Here is an 18,988-nt window from a genome sequence, read left to right as displayed (position 1 = left end):
CGGGAAATTAATGGCAAAACGCCGCGACGGCAGAGGCCGGTCGCGGCGCAGGGTGTTGCAGCGTCAGGTGCAGATCCTATTCGATCTGGCCGTGGCAGTGTTTGAACTTCTTGCCCGAACCGCACCAGCACAGCTCGTTGCGGCCCAGTTTCTGATCGTTGCGCACCGGGGTTTGAGCCAGGGCCACATCGACCTCTTCACCCAACACCTCAGGCGCATCCAGGCCCGGCGCTTCGTCATGCTGGAACTGCATGCGCGCAGCCAGTGCCTCGGCTTCCTGACGCAGGCGAGCTTCCTCCTCGATCGGGTCTTCGCGACGCACCTGAACGTGGGACAGCACGCGGATCGAATCGCGCTTGATCGAATCCAGCAACTCGGAGAACAGCGTGAACGACTCGCGCTTGTACTCCTGCTTCGGATTCTTCTGGGCGTAGCCACGCAGGTGAATGCCGTGACGCAGGTGATCCATGGTCGACAGGTGGTCTTTCCACAAGTCGTCCAGCACGCGCAGTACGATTTGCTTCTCGAAGGTGCGCAGTGCTTCGGCACTCGCCTGCTCTTCTTTCTCGTTGTACGCGGCCAGCAGCTCGGTCATCAGCTTCTCGCGCAGTGTTTCTTCGTACAGGTGATCGTCTTCGTCGAGCCACTGCTGAACCGGCAGGTCGACACCGAAGTCGTTCTTCAACGCCGCTTCCAGACCGGCAACATCCCACTGTTCCGGCAAGGACTGTGGCGGGATATGCGCGCTGACGGTGGCGTTGAGCACGTCCTGGCGGAAGTCGGCAATGGTCTCGCCAATGTTGTCGGCGGCCAGCAACGTGTTACGCATGTGATAGATCACTTTACGCTGTTCGTTGTTGACGTCATCGAACTCAAGCAGTTGCTTGCGAATGTCGAAGTTGCGGCCTTCGACCTTGCGCTGTGCCTTCTCGATGGCGTTGGTCACCATGCGGTGCTCGATCGCTTCGCCGGACTGCATGCCCAGGGCCTTCATGAAGTTCTTCACGCGGTCCGAGGCGAAGATGCGCATCAGGCTGTCTTCCAGGGACAGGTAGAAACGGCTCGAACCGGCGTCACCCTGACGGCCGGCACGACCACGCAACTGGTTGTCGATACGGCGCGATTCGTGACGCTCGGAGGCGATCACCTGCAAACCGCCGGATTCCAGCACGGCCTGGTGACGCTTCTGCCAGTCGGCCTTGATCTGGGCGATCTGCTCGGGCGTCGGGTTGTCCAGCGACGCCACTTCCACTTCCCAGTTGCCGCCCAACAGGATGTCGGTACCACGACCGGCCATGTTGGTGGCGATGGTCAGCGCGCCTGGGCGACCGGCCTGGGCAATGATCTCGGCTTCTTTTTCGTGGAACTTGGCGTTGAGCACCTTGTGCTCGATGCCTTCCTTGTTGAGCAGGTTGGACACGTGCTCGGAGGTCTCGATGGTGGCGGTACCCACCAGGATCGGACGGCCCTTGGACATGCCGTCCTTGATGTCGTTGATGATCGCCGCATACTTCTCTTCGGCGGTCAGGAACACCAGGTCGTTGTAGTCTTTACGCGCCAGCGGTTTGTTCGGCGGGATGACCACCACCGACAGACCGTAGATCTGGTGGAATTCGAACGCTTCGGTGTCGGCCGTACCGGTCATGCCGGACAGCTTGTTGTACAGACGGAAGTAGTTCTGGAAGGTGGTGGACGCCAACGTCTGGCTTTCGGCCTGGATGTTGAGCATCTCCTTGGCTTCGATGGCCTGGTGCAGGCCTTCGGACAAGCGACGCCCCGGCATGGTACGGCCGGTGTGTTCGTCAACCAGCACGACCTGGCCGTCCTGCACAATGTATTCGACGTTGCGGTGGAACAATTTGTGAGCGCGCAGGCCGGCATACACGTGGGTCAGCAGGCCCAGGTTGTGCGCCGAGTACAGGCTTTCGCCCTCGGCCAGCAGGCCGATCTGGGTCAGCATATCTTCGACGAACTGGTGACCGGCTTCGTTGAGCTCGACCTGGCGGGTCTTCTCGTCGATGGTGAAGTGACCCTCTTTGGTCACCACGCCTTCCACTTCTTCGATGTGCTGCTCCAGACGCGGGATCAGCTTGTTGATCTCGGTGTACAGGCGCGAACTGTCTTCGGCCTGGCCGGAAATGATCAGCGGGGTACGGGCTTCGTCGATGAGGATGGAGTCGACTTCGTCGATCACGGCAAAGTTGAGTTCGCGCTGGAATTTTTCTTCCATGCTGAACGCCATGTTGTCGCGCAGGTAGTCGAAACCGAATTCGTTGTTGGTGCCGTAGGTGATGTCGGCGGCGTAGGCGGCGCGTTTTTCCTCAGGCGGCTGGAACGGCGTGACCACACCCACGGTAAGGCCGAGGAATTCATACAACGGGCGCATCCAGTTGGCGTCCCGGCGAGCCAGGTAGTCGTTCACCGTCACAACGTGCACGCCCTTGCCGGACAGTGCGTTGAGGTAAACGCCCAGGGTTGCCACCAGGGTCTTGCCTTCACCGGTACGCATTTCGGCGATCATGCCTTCATGCAAGGTCATGCCGCCGATCAACTGGACGTCGAAGTGGCGCATGCCCATGACGCGCTTGCCGGCTTCACGGGCGACCGCGAAGGCTTCGGGAAGCAGCTTGTCGAGGGTTTCACCTTTGGCTATGCGGGCCTTGAACTCTTCGGTCTTGGCGCGCAATTGCTCGTCCGAAAGGGCAACCATCTGCTCTTCGAAGGCATTGACCAGCTGCACCGTCTTGAGCATGCGTTTGACTTCGCGCTCATTCTTGCTTCCAAAAAGTTTCTTTAACAAAGGCGCAAACATATCGGCAGGTTCTTCCACACATAGGGATGGAGGGCGCACCGTGAGTGGCCCGAGCAGCCCTCACGGCCGCATGCGAACGCGCATTCTACCCGGAATCGTGGGTGAGGAAAGTGGCGTTGTTCCCCGATGCTGGCATGGCGCTGTGAGAGGGCTTGTTTAAAATAAGGGCTTTTGCCGGAACTTCAACCCACGCAGGCGAGAAGTTAGCGATTGATTTCACGACAAAAACCCCACGGAAGCAGTGACCGGGGGCATCCAGGCGCTTTCTGCTAAGATGGCCGCTCTGTTACTGAAGGTGTCCAATTATGGCATTTCGCCCCCTGACAGCCCGCGCGCCCAGCGTGTTGCTTCGCGATGCCAAGCCGCTCAAAGCCATCTTTGGCCATGCGCAACGCTTGGGCCATCTGCAACGCCTGCTCGAAAGCCAACTGCAGCCTGCCGCGCGCGAACATTGCCGCGTGGCGTCCTGGCGTGAAGGCAACCTGCTGCTGATTGTCACGGACGGCCATTGGGCCACGCGTTTGCGCTATCAGCAAAAACGCTTGCAACGTCAATTGATGGCCTTTGATGAATTCGCCGGTTTGACGCGCATCCAGTTCAAGGTGCAACCGCCCACCACCCTGCCTGGGGTGGTGGAGCATACCCATGATCTGTCAGTGAATGCGGCCGAAACCATTCAGGCAACGGCCGAGGGCATCAGCAACCCAGGCTTGCGCGCGGCGCTTGAACGGCTGGCGGCCCACGCCAGGCCCAAGTCCTGATCGGCTACTTACGCTTGCTGCCGCCCAATAACGACCCCAGCAACCCCCGCACCAATTGCCGCCCCATCTGATTGGCGGCTTGCTGCATTGCCGATTTGAGCGCCTTGCCTGCTGTTGTGCCGAGGAACGCCCCGGCTCTATCGGTGAAGCTCGGCTCGTCGGCGGATGGCTTGCCTTCCTCGGTCGGCCCCAGTTCCTTGCGCGCCATCAGCACTTCGTAAGCAGATTCACGATCGATTGGTTTGTCGTAACGGCCCTTAAAGGGTGAGCTGGCCATCAGGGCAGCGCGTTCGGCTGCGCTGAGCGGCCCGATCCGCGATTGTGGCGGTGCGACCAGGACGCGCTGGACCACTTCCGGCGTGCCTTTTTCCTGCAAGGTACCGACCAACGCCTCACCGGTGCCCAGCTCGGTCAATACCGACAAGGCATCAAACGCCGTGTTTGGCCGAAAACCGTCCGCTACGGCGCGCAGGGATTTCTGTTCTTTGGTGGTGAACGCCCGCAGGCCATGCTGGATGCGCAGGCCGAGCTGGGCCAGCACGCTGTCCGGCAGGTCGCCTGGCGATTGGGTGACAAAATACACGCCAACGCCTTTGGAACGAATCAGCCGCACCACCTGCTCCAGACGCTCCTGCAACGCCTTGGGCGTATCGGCGAACAGCAGATGCGCCTCATCGAAAAACAGCGCCAGCAGGGGTTTTTCGGCGTCACCGCGCTCGGGCAGTTGCTCGAACAATTCCGCGAGCAGCCACAACAGAAACGTCGCGTACACCTTCGGCGCTTCATGCACCAGGCGGCTGGCGTCCAGCAGGTGGATGCGCCCGCGTCCGTCAGCGTTGGGCTGCAGGATGTCTTCCAACTGCAGGGCCGGCTCGCCAAACAACGCCTCGGCGCCCTGCTGCTCCAGCACCGCCAGGCGGCGCAACAGGGCCTGGCTGGAACCGGTGGTCATCAGCGCTGCGTCTTCGCCCAGCAGCTGCGGGTGATAGCGCAGATGGTTGAGCAATGCCTTGAGGTCCTTGAGGTCCAGCAGCAACAAGCCTTCGCGATCCGCCACCTTGAAGGCGGCGTAAAGCGCCGACTGCTGGCTATCGGTGAGTTCCAACAAGCTGCCAAGCAGCAACGGGCCCATTTCGCTGATGGTGGTGCGCAACGGATGACCGGACTGCCCGTGGATGTCCCACAGCGTGACCGGATAAGCCTTGGCCGTGTAGTTGAGGAAAGGCATGCCGGCGATACGCTCCGCGACTTTGCCTTGGGGGTCCGCCGCCGCACCGAGGCCGCACAGGTCGCCCTTGATGTCGGCGGCAAACACAGCTACGCCCGCATCACTGAAGGCTTCGGCCAGGCGTTGCAACGTGACGGTCTTGCCCGTGCCGGTGGCGCCGGCGACCAGCCCGTGACGGTTGGCCAGGCGCATGGCCTGGGCGATGGGCTGGCCGCTAAGGTCGGCGCCGATAAGCAGTTGCGTGGAGTCAGGCATTTCGTCACCCATGGTTAATCTTTAGTGTCGCCAGGTCGATACAAGCCTATGTGAAACCCACAAAATCGAAAAACCGGTCAGACGGTTCCTACCGGGACCCACAAAGCCATCACCAGAAGTATCACACCTTTTTCAACGTTGCCATTTTGCGCCTCCCATAAGGACGCGCTTCGGATATCAAGACCTTAGCGGACCCTACGAGCCATGAATAAAAATCTGCGCTTCAGCCACAAAATCCTGCTTGCAGCCTCCCTTATCGTCATCGCCGCATTCGCGCTGTTCACCCTCTATAACGACTACCTGCAACGCAACGCCATTCGCGACGACCTCAACAGCTACCTGCACGAAATGGGCGATGTCACCGCCGGCAGTATTCAGACCTGGCTGAACGGGCGCATCGTACTGGTGGAAAACGCCGCGCAGAACATCGCCATCAACCCGGAACCTGGAGTGGTGGCCAGCCTGCTGGAGCAGAAAACCCTGACATCCTCCTTCATGGCGACCTACGTCGGCGACAGCCAGGGCGCGTTTACCATTCGCCCAGACACCAAGATGCCGGACGGCTTCGACCCGCGTGTACGGCCCTGGTACAAAGGCGCCCAGAGCAGCAACGGCTCAACCCTGACCGAACCCTACGTCGACGCAGCCACCGGCCAATTGATCATTTCCATCGCCACGCCCAGTACCAAGGGCGGCCAGGCTGTCGGCGTGGTGGGCGGCGACCTCAGCCTGCAGACGCTGGTCGACAAGATCGGCGCCTTGAATTTCGGCGGCATGGGCTACGCGTTTCTGGTCAGCGCCGACGGCAAGGTGCTGGTGCACCCGGACAAGAACCTGGTGATGAAGACGCTCGCCGACGTTTATCCGGGAAATACACCGAAAATCAGCGCCGTCTTCAGTGAAGTCGAGGCCAACGGCAAGACCAATATCGTCACCTTCACACCGATCAAAGGCCTGCCCTCGGTGAACTGGTACCTCGGCGTTTCCGTGGATAAAGCCGATGCCTTCGCCATGCTCAGTGAATTTCGCACCTCGGCGGTGATTGCTACCGTGATTGCCGTGGCGATCATCATCGCGCTGCTCGGCATGCTGATCCGCGTACTCCTGCAACCGCTGCACCTGATGACGCGCGCCATGCAGGACATCGCCGACGGCGAGGGCGACCTCACGCGGCGCCTGACCATCCAGAACCATGACGAATTCGGCACACTGGGTGACGCATTCAACAGCTTTGTGGAGCGCATTCACACGTCTATCCGCGAAGTGTCATCCGCCACCGAGCAGGTCAACGAAGTGGCCCTGCGCGTGGTCAGTGCCTCCAACTCATCGATGGTCAATTCAGACGAGCAGGCCAACCGCACCAGCAGCGTCGCGGCAGCGATCAACGAACTGGGCGCGGCCGCCCAGGAAATCGCGCGCAATGCGGCGCAGGCGTCCAGCCAGGCCAGCGACGCGCGCCACCTGGCCGAAGACGGTCAACAGGTGGTCGAACGCAATATCAAGGCGATGACCGAGCTGTCTGCGATGATCAGCGCCTCGAGCAGCAATATCGAAGCCCTTAACAGCAAAACCGTGAACATCGGCCAGATCCTCGAGGTTATCACCAGCATCTCGCAACAAACCAATCTGCTGGCGCTCAACGCGGCGATTGAAGCGGCTCGCGCCGGGGAAGCCGGACGTGGGTTTGCGGTGGTCGCGGATGAGGTGCGTAACCTGGCGCATCGCACCCAGGAGTCGGCGCAGCAAGTGCAGAAGATGATCGAGGAGCTGCAAGTCGGCGCCCGGGACTCGGTGAGCACCATGAGCGAAAGCCAGCGCCACAGCCACGACAGCGTGGAAATCGCCAACCTGGCCGGCGAACGCCTGAACAGCGTGACCCAGCGCATCGGCGAGATCGATGGCATGAACCAGTCAGTCGCCACCGCCACCGAGGAACAGACCTCGGTGGTAGAGTCGATCAACATGGACATTACCGAGATCAACACCCTCAACCAGGAAGGCGTGGAAAACCTGCAATCGACCCTGCGCGCTTGCGCCGATCTGGAGCAACAGGCCGCGCGTCTGAAGCAGTTGGTCGGCAGTTTCCGGATCTGATCAATCCGCAACACCCTGTGGGAGCACCCCTGCTCCCACTTTCTATAGCCGTGCTTGAACACCGCCGTACGCCTCCAACCCAACCGAACATCTATCTTTGCCTAAGGTCCACGTAAGGAGAGCAATGGATCGGAGGGATGTTCATCGTGCATATCGCTGACATAACCATGTTCTACGCCCCCGCCAGCGGTGGTGTACGGACCTATCTGGACGCCAAGCACCGGCGGCTGGCGCTCAAGCCCGGTATTCGCCACAGCCTGCTGATACCCGGCGCCCACTTGGGCGAGCAGGACGGGGTGTACACCGTACCGGCCCCACCGCTGCCGTTCGGCAAAGGCTATCGATTCCCGCTGCGCCTGGCGCCATGGCGAAATGTCCTGCACGAATTGCAGCCCGATCTTATCGAGGTGGGCGATCCTTACCTCACCGCCTGGGCGGCGCTGGATGCCAGGCGTCAACGGGACGTGCCGGTCATCGGTTTTTATCACTCCGACCTGCCGCTGCTGGTGAGCAACCGCATGGGGCCTTGGTTTACCCCCAACGTTGAAGCTTATGTCAGCAAACTTTACAAGAATTTTGACCGGGTACTGGCGCCCAGCCAGGTCATGGCCGACAAGCTCACCGGGCTTGGGGTGAAAAACGTCTTCGCCCAGCCGTTGGGGGTCGATCTGCAAACCTTCACGCCGCACGCACGAGACCCCGGTTTGCGCGCGGAACTGGGTATAGACGAAGAGACACGTCTATTGATCTTCGCCGGACGCGGCTCAAAAGAGAAGAACCTGCCGGTGCTGCTCAACTGCATGAAACGCCTGGGGGATGGCTACCACTTGCTCCTGGTGGGCTCCGGCATGCCCGCCAGCGTACCGGACAACGTGAGCGTAATTGACGAGTTCCGCCCCGCCGAGCATGTCGCGCGGTTGATGGCCAGCGCCGATGCGCTGTTGCATGGCGGCGACCAGGAAACCTTCGGCCTGGTCATCCTGGAAGCCATGGCCTGCGGCATACCGGTGGTCGCGGTGGCCGCCGGTGCCTTCACTGAGATTGTCGATGAGCGCTGTGGCCTGCTGTGCGCGCCCAACGACCCCAAGGCGATGGCCGATGCCGTGCGAGAGTTGTTCAGCGCCGACAGCCGCCGCCTGGGGGCGCAAGCGCGGCAGCATGTAGAGCGCCATTACGCATGGGACACCGTGGTCGATAGCCTGCTCGGCCATTATCACGCGGTCGTAGGCACTCACAAGCCGATGCTTGCCCATGGTTGAACGCTCGGTGTTGCTGGTATTGCACGACGTGGCGCCGCACAACTGGGCCGACTATCGGCCCTTTGTCGAAGCCGTGGACAAGCTGGGCGATGTTCCGATCACCTGGCTGGTGGTACCGGATTTTCATCATCACGATGCGCTGCCCGTCGACGGGGATTTCCGGCAACTGCTGGACAGCCGTGTCGCCAGGGGCGATGAGTTGGCCTTGCACGGCTACTTCCACAGCGACGACCAACCGGCGCCGCGCACGCCAAAAGACTGGTTCATGCGCCGTGTCTATACCCACGAAGGCGAGTTCTACCAATTGTCAGAGGCCCAGGCACGGGCGCGCCTGAGCGCCGGCATCGACGTCTTCCAGCGCAGCGGCTGGCCCCTTCACGGTTTCGTCGCCCCTGCCTGGTTGATGAGCCAGGGCACCCGCGACGCCTTGCGTCAGTTGCCGCTCAGCTATACCAGCGACCCGCAGCACCTGTATCGGCTTCCCGACTTCACCCGGGTCGACGCACCGGGCCTGGTGTGGAGCGCGCGCAGTGCGTGGCGTCGAGGCCTGTCCAAAGTCATCAGCGACCGCCGCGAACAACGCTGGCACAGCGCCCCGGTCATTCGGCTGGGACTGCACCCGGTGGACATGCGCCACGACTTTTCCCGCCGCTATTGGCTTGAAACGCTGCACCGCTTGCTGGACGCCGGCCGTACGCCGCAAACCAAGGTGGCCTGGCTGGCATCGCAAACATGAGCCGGTTGCTTTGGCTGCTGCTGGCATTGCTGGTGGCGCTGGTCGTTCCGGTATGGCTGGGCGGCGGTGAAACCCTTATGCGCCTGGCGCAGTTCCCCCGGCAATTGTTACTGGCGATGTTCGCCATGATCGTGCTGTGCTGGGTCATCAATAGCCTGCGCCTGCGCCTGTTGCTGGGCGAGCACAGCGGGCAACTGACCCGGCGCAAATGCCTGGGCGTGGTGATGTCCACCGAATTTGCCCAGTGCGCCACGCCGGGCGGCAGTGGCGGCCCGCTGACGTTGATGGCCTTGCTGGCGCGCCACGGCATACGGCCGGCCCAGGGCAGCGCAGTGTTTGCCATGGACCAGTTGAGCGACCTGCTGTTTTTTCTCTGCGCGTTGATGGGCATTGCGCTGTACGCCCTGTTCCACTCCCTGAACCCGCGGTTGGAGTGGCTTCTGGAGTTCAGTGCGGTGTCGATGGTGGGCGGGCTCGTGTGTTGCGTGTTGCTGGTGCGCTTTCACCGCAAGGTCATCCGCCTGAACGGCGCGCTGCTTAGAGGGCTGCGGGTACGCACCCGTCTGCGCCGGCGATGGGCACGCAGGCTCCTGCATTTTCTTGCGGCATTCAGCGACACATTGAAATTGCCGTGGCTGACATTGATCGGCGTGTTCGTTCTCACGAGCCTGCACTGGCTATTACGCTACAGCGTGCTGTACCTGGCGTTGCGCGGGCTGGGCGCGGACCTGCAATGGGCGTGGAGCTTCCTGATCCAGATGCTGTCGTTGACGGCCGGGCAATTCAGCCTGTTGCCGGGCGGGGCCGGGGCTGCGGAGTTGACCTCGGCAGCGCTGCTGGCGCCCATGGTGGGCAAGTCAACCGCAGCGGCGGCCATTCTGATCTGGCGCGCAGTGACCTATTACTTCTACCTGCTGTGCGGGGGGCCGGTATTCCTGCTGATGGTCGGCAAACCGCTGCTCAAGCGTCTTTTCCAGAAGGCTCGCAAGGCTCAGGCGGCACCTCAGGCCTGTGCAACTGCTCCCACAACCGGGCAGCCCCCGGAAAGTCAGTGCCATCCTCGGCACCCAACGCATCCGGGTCATAGCGACTCAGACAGCCTTCGCCCACGGTAGCAGGCGCCCTGGACGTGGCTTTATCGAGCGGGTCGGTCATGGGTGTGTCCTGAAAGTGCAGTCAATAAAAAGGGCCTGCAACGATTTAACGCCCAGGCCCTTCATTCTTCAATCACCACAGGTCGATCAGAACACGACCGTCTTGTTGCCGTGTACCAGCACGCGGTCTTCCAGGTGGTAACGCAGGCCACGGGCCAGGACCATTTTCTCGACGTCACGACCGAAACGCACCATGTCCTCGATGCTGTCGCTGTGGCTGACACGCACTACGTCCTGCTCGATGATCGGGCCGGCGTCCAGTTCTTCGGTGACGTAGTGGCAGGTCGCGCCGATCAACTTCACACCGCGCAGGGAAGCCTGATGGTAAGGCTTGGCGCCCACAAACGACGGCAGGAAGCTGTGGTGAATGTTGATCACCTTGCCTGCGTATTCGCGGCACAGTTCCGGCGGCAGGATCTGCATGTAGCGCGCCAGCACGACCACGTCGGCTTCATGCTGCTTGACCAGGCGCGACACCTCGGCGAACGCCGGCTGCTTGTCCTGCGGGTTGACCGGTACGTGGTAATACGGGATGCCGTGCCACTCGACCATGCTGCGCAGGTCATCATGATTGGAGATCACACAGGCGATTTCGCAGTCCAGCTCGTCGCTGTGCCAGCGATGCAGCAGGTCCGCCAGGCAATGGGATTCGCGGCTGGCCATCAACACCACGCGTTTTTTCTGCTCGGTGTCGGTAATGTGCCAGGTCATCGAAAACTCTTCGGCGATCGGCGCGAAGGCCTCGCGGAAGGCCTCGAGGCCGAAGGGCAGCGAATCGGCACGGATCTCGTGACGCATGAAGAACCAACCGCTGAGATTGTCCGAGTGATGACTCGCCTCGGTGATCCAACCGTTGTGAGAGGCCAGAAAGTGACTGACTTTGGCAACGATGCCGACCCGGTCCGGGCAAGCAATCACCAGCCGAAAAGTGCGCATTAGGGGGAAACTCCAGAACTTCGCAAAGGCCGCCATTCTAGCGATTGCGCAGCAAAACTGCAGTATTCGTTAACGTTTATTCTGATCACCGGCCTGGCCTTTGCCCCTTAATGGCCTAGGGTTTTACCACCCGCCTATGAATTTACTGCGTCACCCTGTGGGTGTTTCGCGGTTTTCAAGGAAATTATCTTAAGGTTCGTGCCCTGGTAATTAACTCGAATGGACAGCAAGGCTACAAACATTCAAAGTAATTCACATAAATACGACCTTAAATGTTTACTTGCGCAAACCGCGTGACTATTATTGGGCCACTATCCCTGTCAACAGCGCTCTACATTAAGGTAGTCCACATGTCTCTGATCAACGAATACCGTGCCACCGAAGAAGCTATCAAAGAGCTGCAAGCCCGTTTGAAGAACCTGTCCCAAGACGACAAACTGCAAACCGAGCTGGAATTCGAAGGCAAATTGCGCACCCTGATGGGTGAATACTCCAAATCCCTGCGTGACATCATCGCGCTGCTGGATCCAGAGTCGAAAGTTAAGGCACCGCGCGGCGCTGTAAAAACGACTGGCACCAAGCGCGCTCGCAAGGTCAAGCAATACAAAAACCCGCACAACGGCGAAGTGATTGAAACCAAAGGTGGCAACCACAAAACCCTCAAAGAGTGGAAAGCCAAGTGGGGCGGCGACGTGGTTGAAGGCTGGGCTACCCTGCTGGGTTAAACCTCGCCAGGCTTGCGCCTGCTACGCATCACATTAAAAACGCCAGCATGCTGGCGTTTTTTATTGCCCGCGAAGTGTGTGCAAACACGCTTACAGATTCATTCTGGCGGCCAATGAGTCCGCGTATACCTGCCATTGCTCAAGCACCTGCGCCTGAAACGGCGTAGCAGTAACGGCCAACTCCTGTCGAGCCAGTTTAAATGCCGCAAGGGTATTGGGTGCGCCCCACTCAGGGTTTGACAAACGTTGCTGACAGAAAAGTTTCCAGCGTTGTTGTTCTTCACTGTTCAAGGTATTGGGGAAGTTACGCGCTCGGTAGCGAAACAATAATTCGGGCAATCGGTGATCATCAAAAGGCCACTGCTGGCTTGCTAATTGCGCAGGTTCCGCCACCCGGACTTGTTCACATAAACGTCGATCACGATCGCCGATAAAACCATCGTAAAGCTGTTGCTCAGGGTCTGAACTCGGCGCGAAATCTTCCTCGGCGTAAATGAACGCCAACTTATCGCGCCAAAGTTCCTGTGCGTCAGTTAGCCGCAGCGCCCGCTCCTGATAAACGCTCATGTCCAAGTGCAGACGCTCACGGTCCTCTGCCCGCAGCACATTCAAGGGAGCAACCACCGGGCAACGGTTGATATGCACCAACTTGAGCGGTACCGGCAACTCGCCCTCGGCAAGATCGTCACGACGCGTATAGAGACGCTGGCGCAAGGCAGCGGCATCAAGGTCGAGCAAACCTTGGGGATCAAGCCCCAGGTCGCAGACGATCAACGCATTACGATTGCGTGGGTGCCATGCCAGTGGCAGCACGACGCCCAGGTAATGACGCTCGGCGGAGAAACGCCCGGAGATATGCACCATCGGTTGCAGCAAGCGCACCTGGTCCATCACCCGCTGCTTGCTGCGCAATTGAAACAGCCATTCATACAACTTGGGCTGTTTTTCACGAACCAATCGAGCCAAGGCAATCGTGGCGCGGACGTCGGACAACGCATCGTGAGCCTGACCATGGTCAATGCCGTTGGCTTGGGTCAGGCGCTCCAGCTTCAACGTGACGCGCCCGTCCTGCTGCGGCCACTCAATACCCTCGGGGCGCAGCGCGTAGGCGGTGCGGACCACATCGATCAGATCCCAGCGGCTGTTACCACCCTGCCATTCGCGCGCGTAAGGGTCGAAAAAATTGCGATACAGGCTGTAGCGCGTCATTTCGTCGTCGAACCGCAAGGTGTTGTAACCGGCGCCGCAGGTGCCCGGGGCCGCCAGTTCGGCATGGACCCTGGTCATGAAATCGGCTTCGGCGAGACCTTTTTCCGCGAGTGTGGCGGGTGTGATACCGGTAATTGCGCACGCAACCGGATGAGGCAGGACATCGTCGCCTGGCTGGCAATAGAGATTGACCGGCGCGCCGATCTCGTTGAGTTCGAGGTCCGTGCGAATGCCGGCTACCTGGAGCGGACGATCACTGCGTGGGTTGATGCCGGTCGTTTCATAGTCGTACCAGAAAATGGAGGTCACGGGCTGTTCCTGTACTGAAGAACGACAAAGTCTAGGCGCTGAACGACGTCCACGACCAGCTCCAAATATACTGTACAAACATCCAGCAAACTCTTCAGGAGTTGCTTCCATCGTCGACACTGCTAGCATCCGTGTCTCCAGCCACTCTGCACTGCCAAGGATCGCGATGCCCTCAGCCCCATTGGACACCCGCTACCAGATCGAAACCCCGGAGGGTATCGACCTGCCCCTGCGCCCCGCCGGCCTCGTACCCCGCGCGCTGGCGTTTGCCTTCGACCTGGGCGCGCGCGGGGTGGTCATGGGCATCCTGCTGGTGCCATTGGCCTTGCTTGGCAATATCGGTATCGGCCTGGGTTCGCTGCTGCTGTTCCTGATCAGCTGGTGGTACATGGTGCTGTTCGAGGTGCTCAACCAGGGGTGCTCGCCCGGCAAACAGGTCATGGGGCTGCGTGTTGTACAAGACGACGGCACCCCGATTGGCTGGTCCGCGTCATTGATCCGTAACCTGCTGCGGTTTGTGGACATGCTTCCATTCGGCTACTTCCTCGGTGCAATCAGTTGCCTGCAGCACCCTCACTTCAAGCGTCTGGGCGACATTGCCGCCGGCACATTGGTGATCTATCGGGAGCAGCCGCTGGTGCGCCCACAGGTTCCCAAAGCGGCGGCCTTGCGCCTGCCCTTCGCCCTGGAGTTGAGTGAGCAACGGGCCATCCTTGGCTTCGCCGAGCGCCAGGGTGAACTGTCCACCGAACGCGTTCACGAGCTGGCGTCGATTCTCGCCGCTCCCTTGCAGGTATCCCCGGCCCGTGCCGTGGAGCAGCTCAACGGCGTGGCCCGTGGCCTGTTGGGGCCGACATGAAGCAGAGCCTTTTCGAAAGCCGCCACCAGCCGCAATGGCAGGTTTTTGCCGAACACCTGAAACAGTTGGAGCAAGGCCAGGCAAAAGCCAGTGACATAACTGACTTCCCCCATCAGTACCGACGCCTGTGCCAGCACCTGGCCCTGGCCCAGGAACGCGGCTATAGCAGCTACTTGGTCGACCCCCTGCAACAGCTGGCGCTGCGCGGCCATCAACAGCTCTACCGCCATCGCAGCCAATTGGCGGCAAATGTGCTGGGTTTTGTACTGGCCGATTTCCCCCGCCTGGTGCGGGAACAATGGCGTTTCGTCCTCGTAGCCAGCCTGCTGTTCTTCGGCAGCCTGGTGGGCATCGCCCTGCTGGTCTATCTGTTTCCAGACCTTATCTACGCCATCGTCAGCCCCCAGCAGGTGGCCGAGATGCAGGGCATGTATGACCCCGACGCCAGCCGGCTGGGCCGCGCCGCCGAGCGCGCATCGAGCGAAGACTGGATGATGTTCGGCTACTACGTGATGCACAACACCGGCATCGCGTTCCAGACCTTTGCCGCGGGCTTGCTGTTCGGCCTGGGCAGTGTGTTCTTCCTGATTTTCAACGGCCTGGTCATTGGTGCGGTCTCCGGGCACCTGACCGAAATAGGTTATGGGCAGACCTTCTGGTCATTCGTCATCGGACATGGTGCGTTCGAACTGACGGCAATTGCCCTCGCCGGTGCCGCGGGCTTGCAACTGGGCTGGGGGCTGATCGCTCCCGGGCAATTGACTCGTGGCGAATCCCTGCGGCTGGCGGCACGCAAGAGCGTGCAAATGTTGTGCGGTGCCATGATCTTCCTGCTGATCGCCGCCTTTATCGAGGCTTATTGGTCATCCATCACCGTGATAGCACCTTGGATCAAATACCTGGTGGGCGCCGCGCTGTGGCTGCTGGTGGGCGCATACCTGAGTCTTGCCGGAAGGAATCACCATGCGCCTCAGTGACGCCAGCGTGGTAATACGCCCACGTACTGCCTGGGAAGCCATGGACCTTGGGGTATTGATGGCCCGCCAATACCGTTTGCTCCTGATGGGCAGTTGGGCATTGGTGTCCCTGCCAGTCTTCGCCTTACTCACTGCACTGCTGTGGAAGTACCCATCCACCGCCATTTTTGTGTTCTGGTGGCTCAAGCCGGCCTTTGACCGCCTGCCGCTGTATATCCTGTCCAAGGCCCTGTTTGGCGAAACACCCGGCATCAAGCAAGCGGTGCGTGCATGGCCAAGCCTGCTCAAAGGCCAGTTGCTGGCCAGCCTGACCTGGCGGCGACTCAGCCTGAGCCGCAGCTTTGTCATGCCGGTAAGCCAACTTGAGGGTCTGGATGGCCCGGCACGGCAAAAACGCCTCGGTGTGCTGCAGCAACGTAACGCCGGCGCGGCGCGCTGGCTGACGATCGTCGGCATGCACCTGGAAATGGGCCTGTGGTTGGGTTGCATGGCGCTGTTCTATCTATTTATCCCGCAGAGCGTCGAGATGGATTGGGACTGGCAAAGCCTGGCATTGGCGGCAAGCTCGGAAGGACTCTGGCTTGAACACCTGAGCAACGCCTTCTATGCCTTGATCCTGGTGTTCTGGGAGCCGATCTATGTCGCCTGTGGCTTCAGCCTTTACCTTAACCGCCGCACCGTGCTGGAGGCCTGGGACCTGGAGCTGGTGTTCCGTCGCCTTCGGCAACGCCTCAGCAGTGTCGCTGCGCTGTTGTTGCTGGTGATCGGCTTGACGCTGTCGCCATTCAGCGCGCCCGCTATGGCCGAAGCTTCGGGCTCTCACCAGCCACTGAGTACCCAGAGCGCGAACCAATCCATCAGGTCGCTGCTGGACAAGCCCCCTTTCAAGAACCCGGAAACCGTCACGCGTTACCGCTTTGGTGAAGAAAAGCCTGCGGCTAAAAACAAGGCTGGCAGCGACGGTAAACTTCCGGAATGGCTCAAGGCGCTGCTCGACAACCTCAACAGCAACATTTTCAAATCTATCGCCCAGGGCCTGGAGGTACTGTTATGGGGCATCCTGATCGGGGCCTTGATCATGCTGGCGTGGCGTTATCGCGACTGGGCGCGCACCTTTGTCAGCCGGCGCGGGCCGCGCAAGCCCAAAGTCGTCAAACCAATACCCACACAATTGTTCGGCCTCGAACTGGGTGCCGAAACCTTGCCCGACGATGTTGCCGCCGCCGCCGAGCACCTGTGGAGCACCCAGCCAAGGGAAGCCCTCGGCCTGCTGTACCGCGGCCTGCTCAGCCGCTTGCTGCATGATTTTAAGCTGCCGCTGAAAAGCGCTGACACCGAAGGCCAGGTGCTGGAGCGCGTTCACCTGTTGCAGCACGCGCAACTGCTGGCGTTCAGCGACGAATTGACCCGGCATTGGCAAAACCTCGCCTACGGTCATCGCCTACCGCCCCTCTCGGCCCAGCAAAAACTGTGCGGCGATTGGCGCAACCTGTTCAGCTCAGGGGGCAGCCAATGAACCGGCCATTATTGTGGGTGGGACTATTGCTGGCATGCCTGCTGGCGGCGGGGGGTTATTACGCATGGAGCAAAGCGGTCCCCTACGATGAAGTGGTGGACCGCGGCCCCTCTCCGGAGGCGCTGGCCAACCCGTACCTGGCGGCCGAGCGCTTTCTGCGCCAACAAGGCCTGGCCGTGGCCCATGCCAATAGCCTGGAACGCCTGGCTACGCTACCCGCCAAGGGCAACAGCCTGCTGATGCTTGGCGAGCGCAGCAGTCTTACGCCACGCCAGGTAGAGCAACTGCTGGCCTGGACCCGATCCGGCGGTCATCTGTTGCTGGTGGCCGAGGCCCTGTGGGATGAAGAGGCAGGCAAAAGCGGTGACCTGTTGCTCGATCGCTTGCATATCCACCAGACCTGGAGTGATGAGCCAGAAGAGCCCGCCCCTGCCAGTAAAAAGCCTCCTGGAAAGAAAGCGCCGGACCTCACCAAGCTGTACGTCGATAATGAAACCGCACCGGCTTATTTCAGTTTCGACACAGACTTCAACCTCACCGACCCCAGGCATCTGGCGCAGTTTTCTGCCAACAGCGCGCAGTCGAGCCACCTGATGCAACTCAACCTGGGGCAAGGCCGCGTCACGGTGATCACCGACAGCGACCTGTGGAAAACTTCGGACATCGGTAAACACGACAATGCCTGGTTGCTCTGGTACCTGAGCCAGGGCACGGACGTGACCTTACTGTTCAACAGTGATTTCGATGACCTGTTCACCCTGCTGATGCGCTATTTCGCACAGGCCCTGGTGGCACTCGTTGCCTTGATAGCCTTGGCGCTCTGGCAGGCCGCCATGCGCCAAGGCCCGATCCGCGCTCCGGCATCCCCTACACGCCGCCAATTGCAGGAACCCCTCAAGGCCAGCGCCGACTTCCTGCTGCGCCGCAGCGGCCAGGGCACGCTGCTGCAAGCCTTGCAGCACGATATCCTGCGCGCGGCCCGGCGCCGTCATCCCGGTTTCGAGCACCTCGACAACGCAGATCAGCGCCGGGTGCTTGAGCACCTGACGCGCCAACCTTCTCACGTCATCAGCCAGGCCCTTGGCCCACTCCCGGCAAAACGGCTTTCCAGCGCCGATTTCAGCCGGCAGGTGGCATGCCTGCAAACCCTCAGGAATGCCTTATGAGCGAACTACCCAGCGCCACCGCCTTGAGCAGCGAAACCCTGCAACGCGCCAGCGCGCAAGCCCAGGCCCTGCGCACTGAATTGCGCAAGGCGGTGATTGGCCAGGAGCAGGTAATCGACGATGTCCTGACCGCATTGATTGCCGGTGGCCATGTGCTGCTGGAAGGCGTGCCGGGGCTGGGCAAAACCTTGCTGGTGCGAGCCCTGGCACGTTGCTTCGATGGCGATTTCGCGCGCATCCAGTTCACCCCGGACCTGATGCCGAGCGATGTCACCGGCCACGCCGTATATGACCTGCACACCGAACAGTTCAAACTGCGCAAAGGCCCGGTGTTCACCCACTTGCTGCTGGCCGACGAAATCAACCGCGCTCCGGCCAAGACCCAGGCGGCCTTGCTCGAGGCCATGCAGGAGCGGCAAGTTACCCTTGAAGGCGAGGCGCTGCCCATCAGCCAGCCGTTCATGGTGCTGGCCACCCAGAACCCCATCGAACAGGAAGGCACTTACCCTCTGCCGGAAGCGGAACTGGATCGTTTCATGCTCAAGGTGCGCATGGATTACCCCGACGCACAGCAGGAACTGGAGATGGTGCGCGAGGTAACGCGCTCATCCCGGGCCGACATGCTGGATGTACACCCGTTGCGCACGGTGTTGCAGGCCGCGGATGTGCTGCAGTTGCAGCAGATCGCAAGCGAATTGGCCCTCGACGAACAAGTACTCGACTACGCCGTGCGCCTGGCGCGTGCCACCCGTAGCTGGCCGGGACTGGCCATCGGCGCCGGCCCGCGCGCGTCCATCGCCCTGGTGCGTGGCGCGCGTGCCCGCGCCTTGCTGCGCGCAGGTGAATTCGTCACCCCGGATGACATCAAGGGATGCGCCCTGGCGGTATTGCGTCACCGGGTGCGTATCGCACCAGAGTTGGATATCGACGGGCTGGAGGTCGACCAGGTGCTTAAGCAACTGCTCGATCAAATTCCGGCACCTCGGCAATGA

General features: G+C 60.8%; 15 protein-coding genes. 11 read left to right on the top strand and 4 right to left on the bottom strand.

Going from position 1 to position 18,988, the window contains the following annotated elements; all coding sequences use genetic code 11:
• Positions 1-76: 76 nt before the first annotated feature.
• Positions 77-2,812, bottom strand: coding sequence for a preprotein translocase subunit SecA (gene secA, locus H0Z09_RS11270; RefSeq protein WP_076949763.1), 2,736 nt, complete (start codon positions 2,810-2,812; stop codon positions 77-79).
• 305 nt (positions 2,813-3,117) lie between these two features.
• Between secA and H0Z09_RS11265 the strand changes: the two genes are divergently transcribed.
• On the top strand, positions 3,118-3,573 hold the full coding sequence (locus H0Z09_RS11265) for a DciA family protein (protein ID WP_076949764.1): 456 nt from the start codon (positions 3,118-3,120) through the stop codon (positions 3,571-3,573).
• Positions 3,574-3,577: 4 nt separating this feature from the next.
• On the opposite strand, the gene H0Z09_RS11260 is transcribed toward H0Z09_RS11265, so the two are convergent.
• On the bottom strand, positions 3,578-5,056 hold the full coding sequence (locus H0Z09_RS11260; RefSeq protein WP_186690776.1) for a helicase HerA-like domain-containing protein: 1,479 nt from the start codon (positions 5,054-5,056) through the stop codon (positions 3,578-3,580).
• 204 nt (positions 5,057-5,260) lie between these two features.
• Between H0Z09_RS11260 and H0Z09_RS11255 the strand changes: the two genes are divergently transcribed.
• From H0Z09_RS11255 to H0Z09_RS11240, 4 genes are all read left to right on the top strand, one after another.
• Complete coding sequence (locus H0Z09_RS11255) at positions 5,261-7,150, top strand: methyl-accepting chemotaxis protein (RefSeq protein ID WP_186690541.1); 1,890 nt, start codon at positions 5,261-5,263, stop codon at positions 7,148-7,150.
• 137 nt (positions 7,151-7,287) lie between these two features.
• Entirely contained in the window at positions 7,288-8,409 is a 1,122-nt protein-coding gene (locus H0Z09_RS11250; RefSeq protein ID WP_186690539.1) for a glycosyltransferase family 1 protein, read from the top strand.
• Positions 8,402-9,145: a polysaccharide deacetylase family protein gene (locus H0Z09_RS11245; RefSeq protein WP_186690531.1), complete on the top strand. Its 744-nt coding sequence runs from the start codon at positions 8,402-8,404 to the stop codon at positions 9,143-9,145. Before H0Z09_RS11250 ends, H0Z09_RS11245 begins: the two co-directional genes overlap by 8 nt.
• Entirely contained in the window at positions 9,142-10,260 is a 1,119-nt protein-coding gene (locus tag H0Z09_RS11240) for a lysylphosphatidylglycerol synthase transmembrane domain-containing protein (protein WP_186690529.1), read from the top strand. Before H0Z09_RS11245 ends, H0Z09_RS11240 begins: the two co-directional genes overlap by 4 nt.
• Before the next feature lie 126 nt (positions 10,261-10,386).
• Here H0Z09_RS11240 and purU read toward each other — a convergent pair whose 3' ends face one another.
• On the bottom strand, positions 10,387-11,235 hold the full coding sequence (purU, locus tag H0Z09_RS11235) for a formyltetrahydrofolate deformylase (RefSeq protein WP_186690527.1): 849 nt from the start codon (positions 11,233-11,235) through the stop codon (positions 10,387-10,389).
• Positions 11,236-11,585: 350 nt separating this feature from the next.
• On the opposite strand from purU, the gene mvaT reads away from it, so the two are divergent.
• Positions 11,586-11,960: a histone-like nucleoid-structuring protein MvaT gene (mvaT, locus tag H0Z09_RS11230; protein WP_005790963.1), complete on the top strand. Its 375-nt coding sequence runs from the start codon at positions 11,586-11,588 to the stop codon at positions 11,958-11,960.
• A gap of 90 nt (positions 11,961-12,050) precedes the next feature.
• On the opposite strand, the gene sbcB is transcribed toward mvaT, so the two are convergent.
• Positions 12,051-13,478: an exodeoxyribonuclease I gene (gene sbcB / locus H0Z09_RS11225; protein ID WP_186690774.1), complete on the bottom strand. Its 1,428-nt coding sequence runs from the start codon at positions 13,476-13,478 to the stop codon at positions 12,051-12,053.
• A 166-nt stretch (positions 13,479-13,644) separates the two neighbouring features.
• Here sbcB and H0Z09_RS11220 point away from each other — a divergent pair, with 166 nt between their 5' ends.
• Genes H0Z09_RS11220 through H0Z09_RS11200 form a run of 5 tightly spaced genes read left to right on the top strand, consistent with a single transcriptional unit; the run spans position 13,645 to position 18,988 of the window.
• Entirely contained in the window at positions 13,645-14,337 is a 693-nt protein-coding gene (locus tag H0Z09_RS11220) for an RDD family protein (protein ID WP_186690519.1), read from the top strand.
• A complete protein-coding gene (locus H0Z09_RS11215) occupies positions 14,334-15,314 on the top strand; it encodes a stage II sporulation protein M (RefSeq protein ID WP_076949772.1) in 981 nt (326 codons plus the stop codon). Before H0Z09_RS11220 ends, H0Z09_RS11215 begins: the two co-directional genes overlap by 4 nt.
• On the top strand, positions 15,301-16,830 hold the full coding sequence (locus tag H0Z09_RS11210; RefSeq protein ID WP_186690517.1) for a DUF4129 domain-containing protein: 1,530 nt from the start codon (positions 15,301-15,303) through the stop codon (positions 16,828-16,830). The genes H0Z09_RS11215 and H0Z09_RS11210 overlap by 14 nt, the downstream gene beginning before the upstream one ends.
• Positions 16,827-17,996: a DUF4350 domain-containing protein gene (locus tag H0Z09_RS11205; RefSeq protein WP_186690515.1), complete on the top strand. Its 1,170-nt coding sequence runs from the start codon at positions 16,827-16,829 to the stop codon at positions 17,994-17,996. The genes H0Z09_RS11210 and H0Z09_RS11205 overlap by 4 nt, the downstream gene beginning before the upstream one ends.
• The gene (locus tag H0Z09_RS11200) at positions 17,993-18,988 is read left to right on the top strand and encodes a MoxR family ATPase (RefSeq protein WP_076949775.1); all 996 of its coding nucleotides are present in this window, start codon (positions 17,993-17,995) and stop codon (positions 18,986-18,988) included. Before H0Z09_RS11205 ends, H0Z09_RS11200 begins: the two co-directional genes overlap by 4 nt.

The sequence above is a fragment of the Pseudomonas sp. SWRI18 genome (assembly GCF_014268345.1).
Taxonomy (GTDB): domain Bacteria; phylum Pseudomonadota; class Gammaproteobacteria; order Pseudomonadales; family Pseudomonadaceae; genus Aquipseudomonas; species Aquipseudomonas cedrina.
The sequence above is the reverse complement of the archived record's forward strand: the minus strand, read 5'-3'. Positions and strand labels throughout refer to the sequence as shown.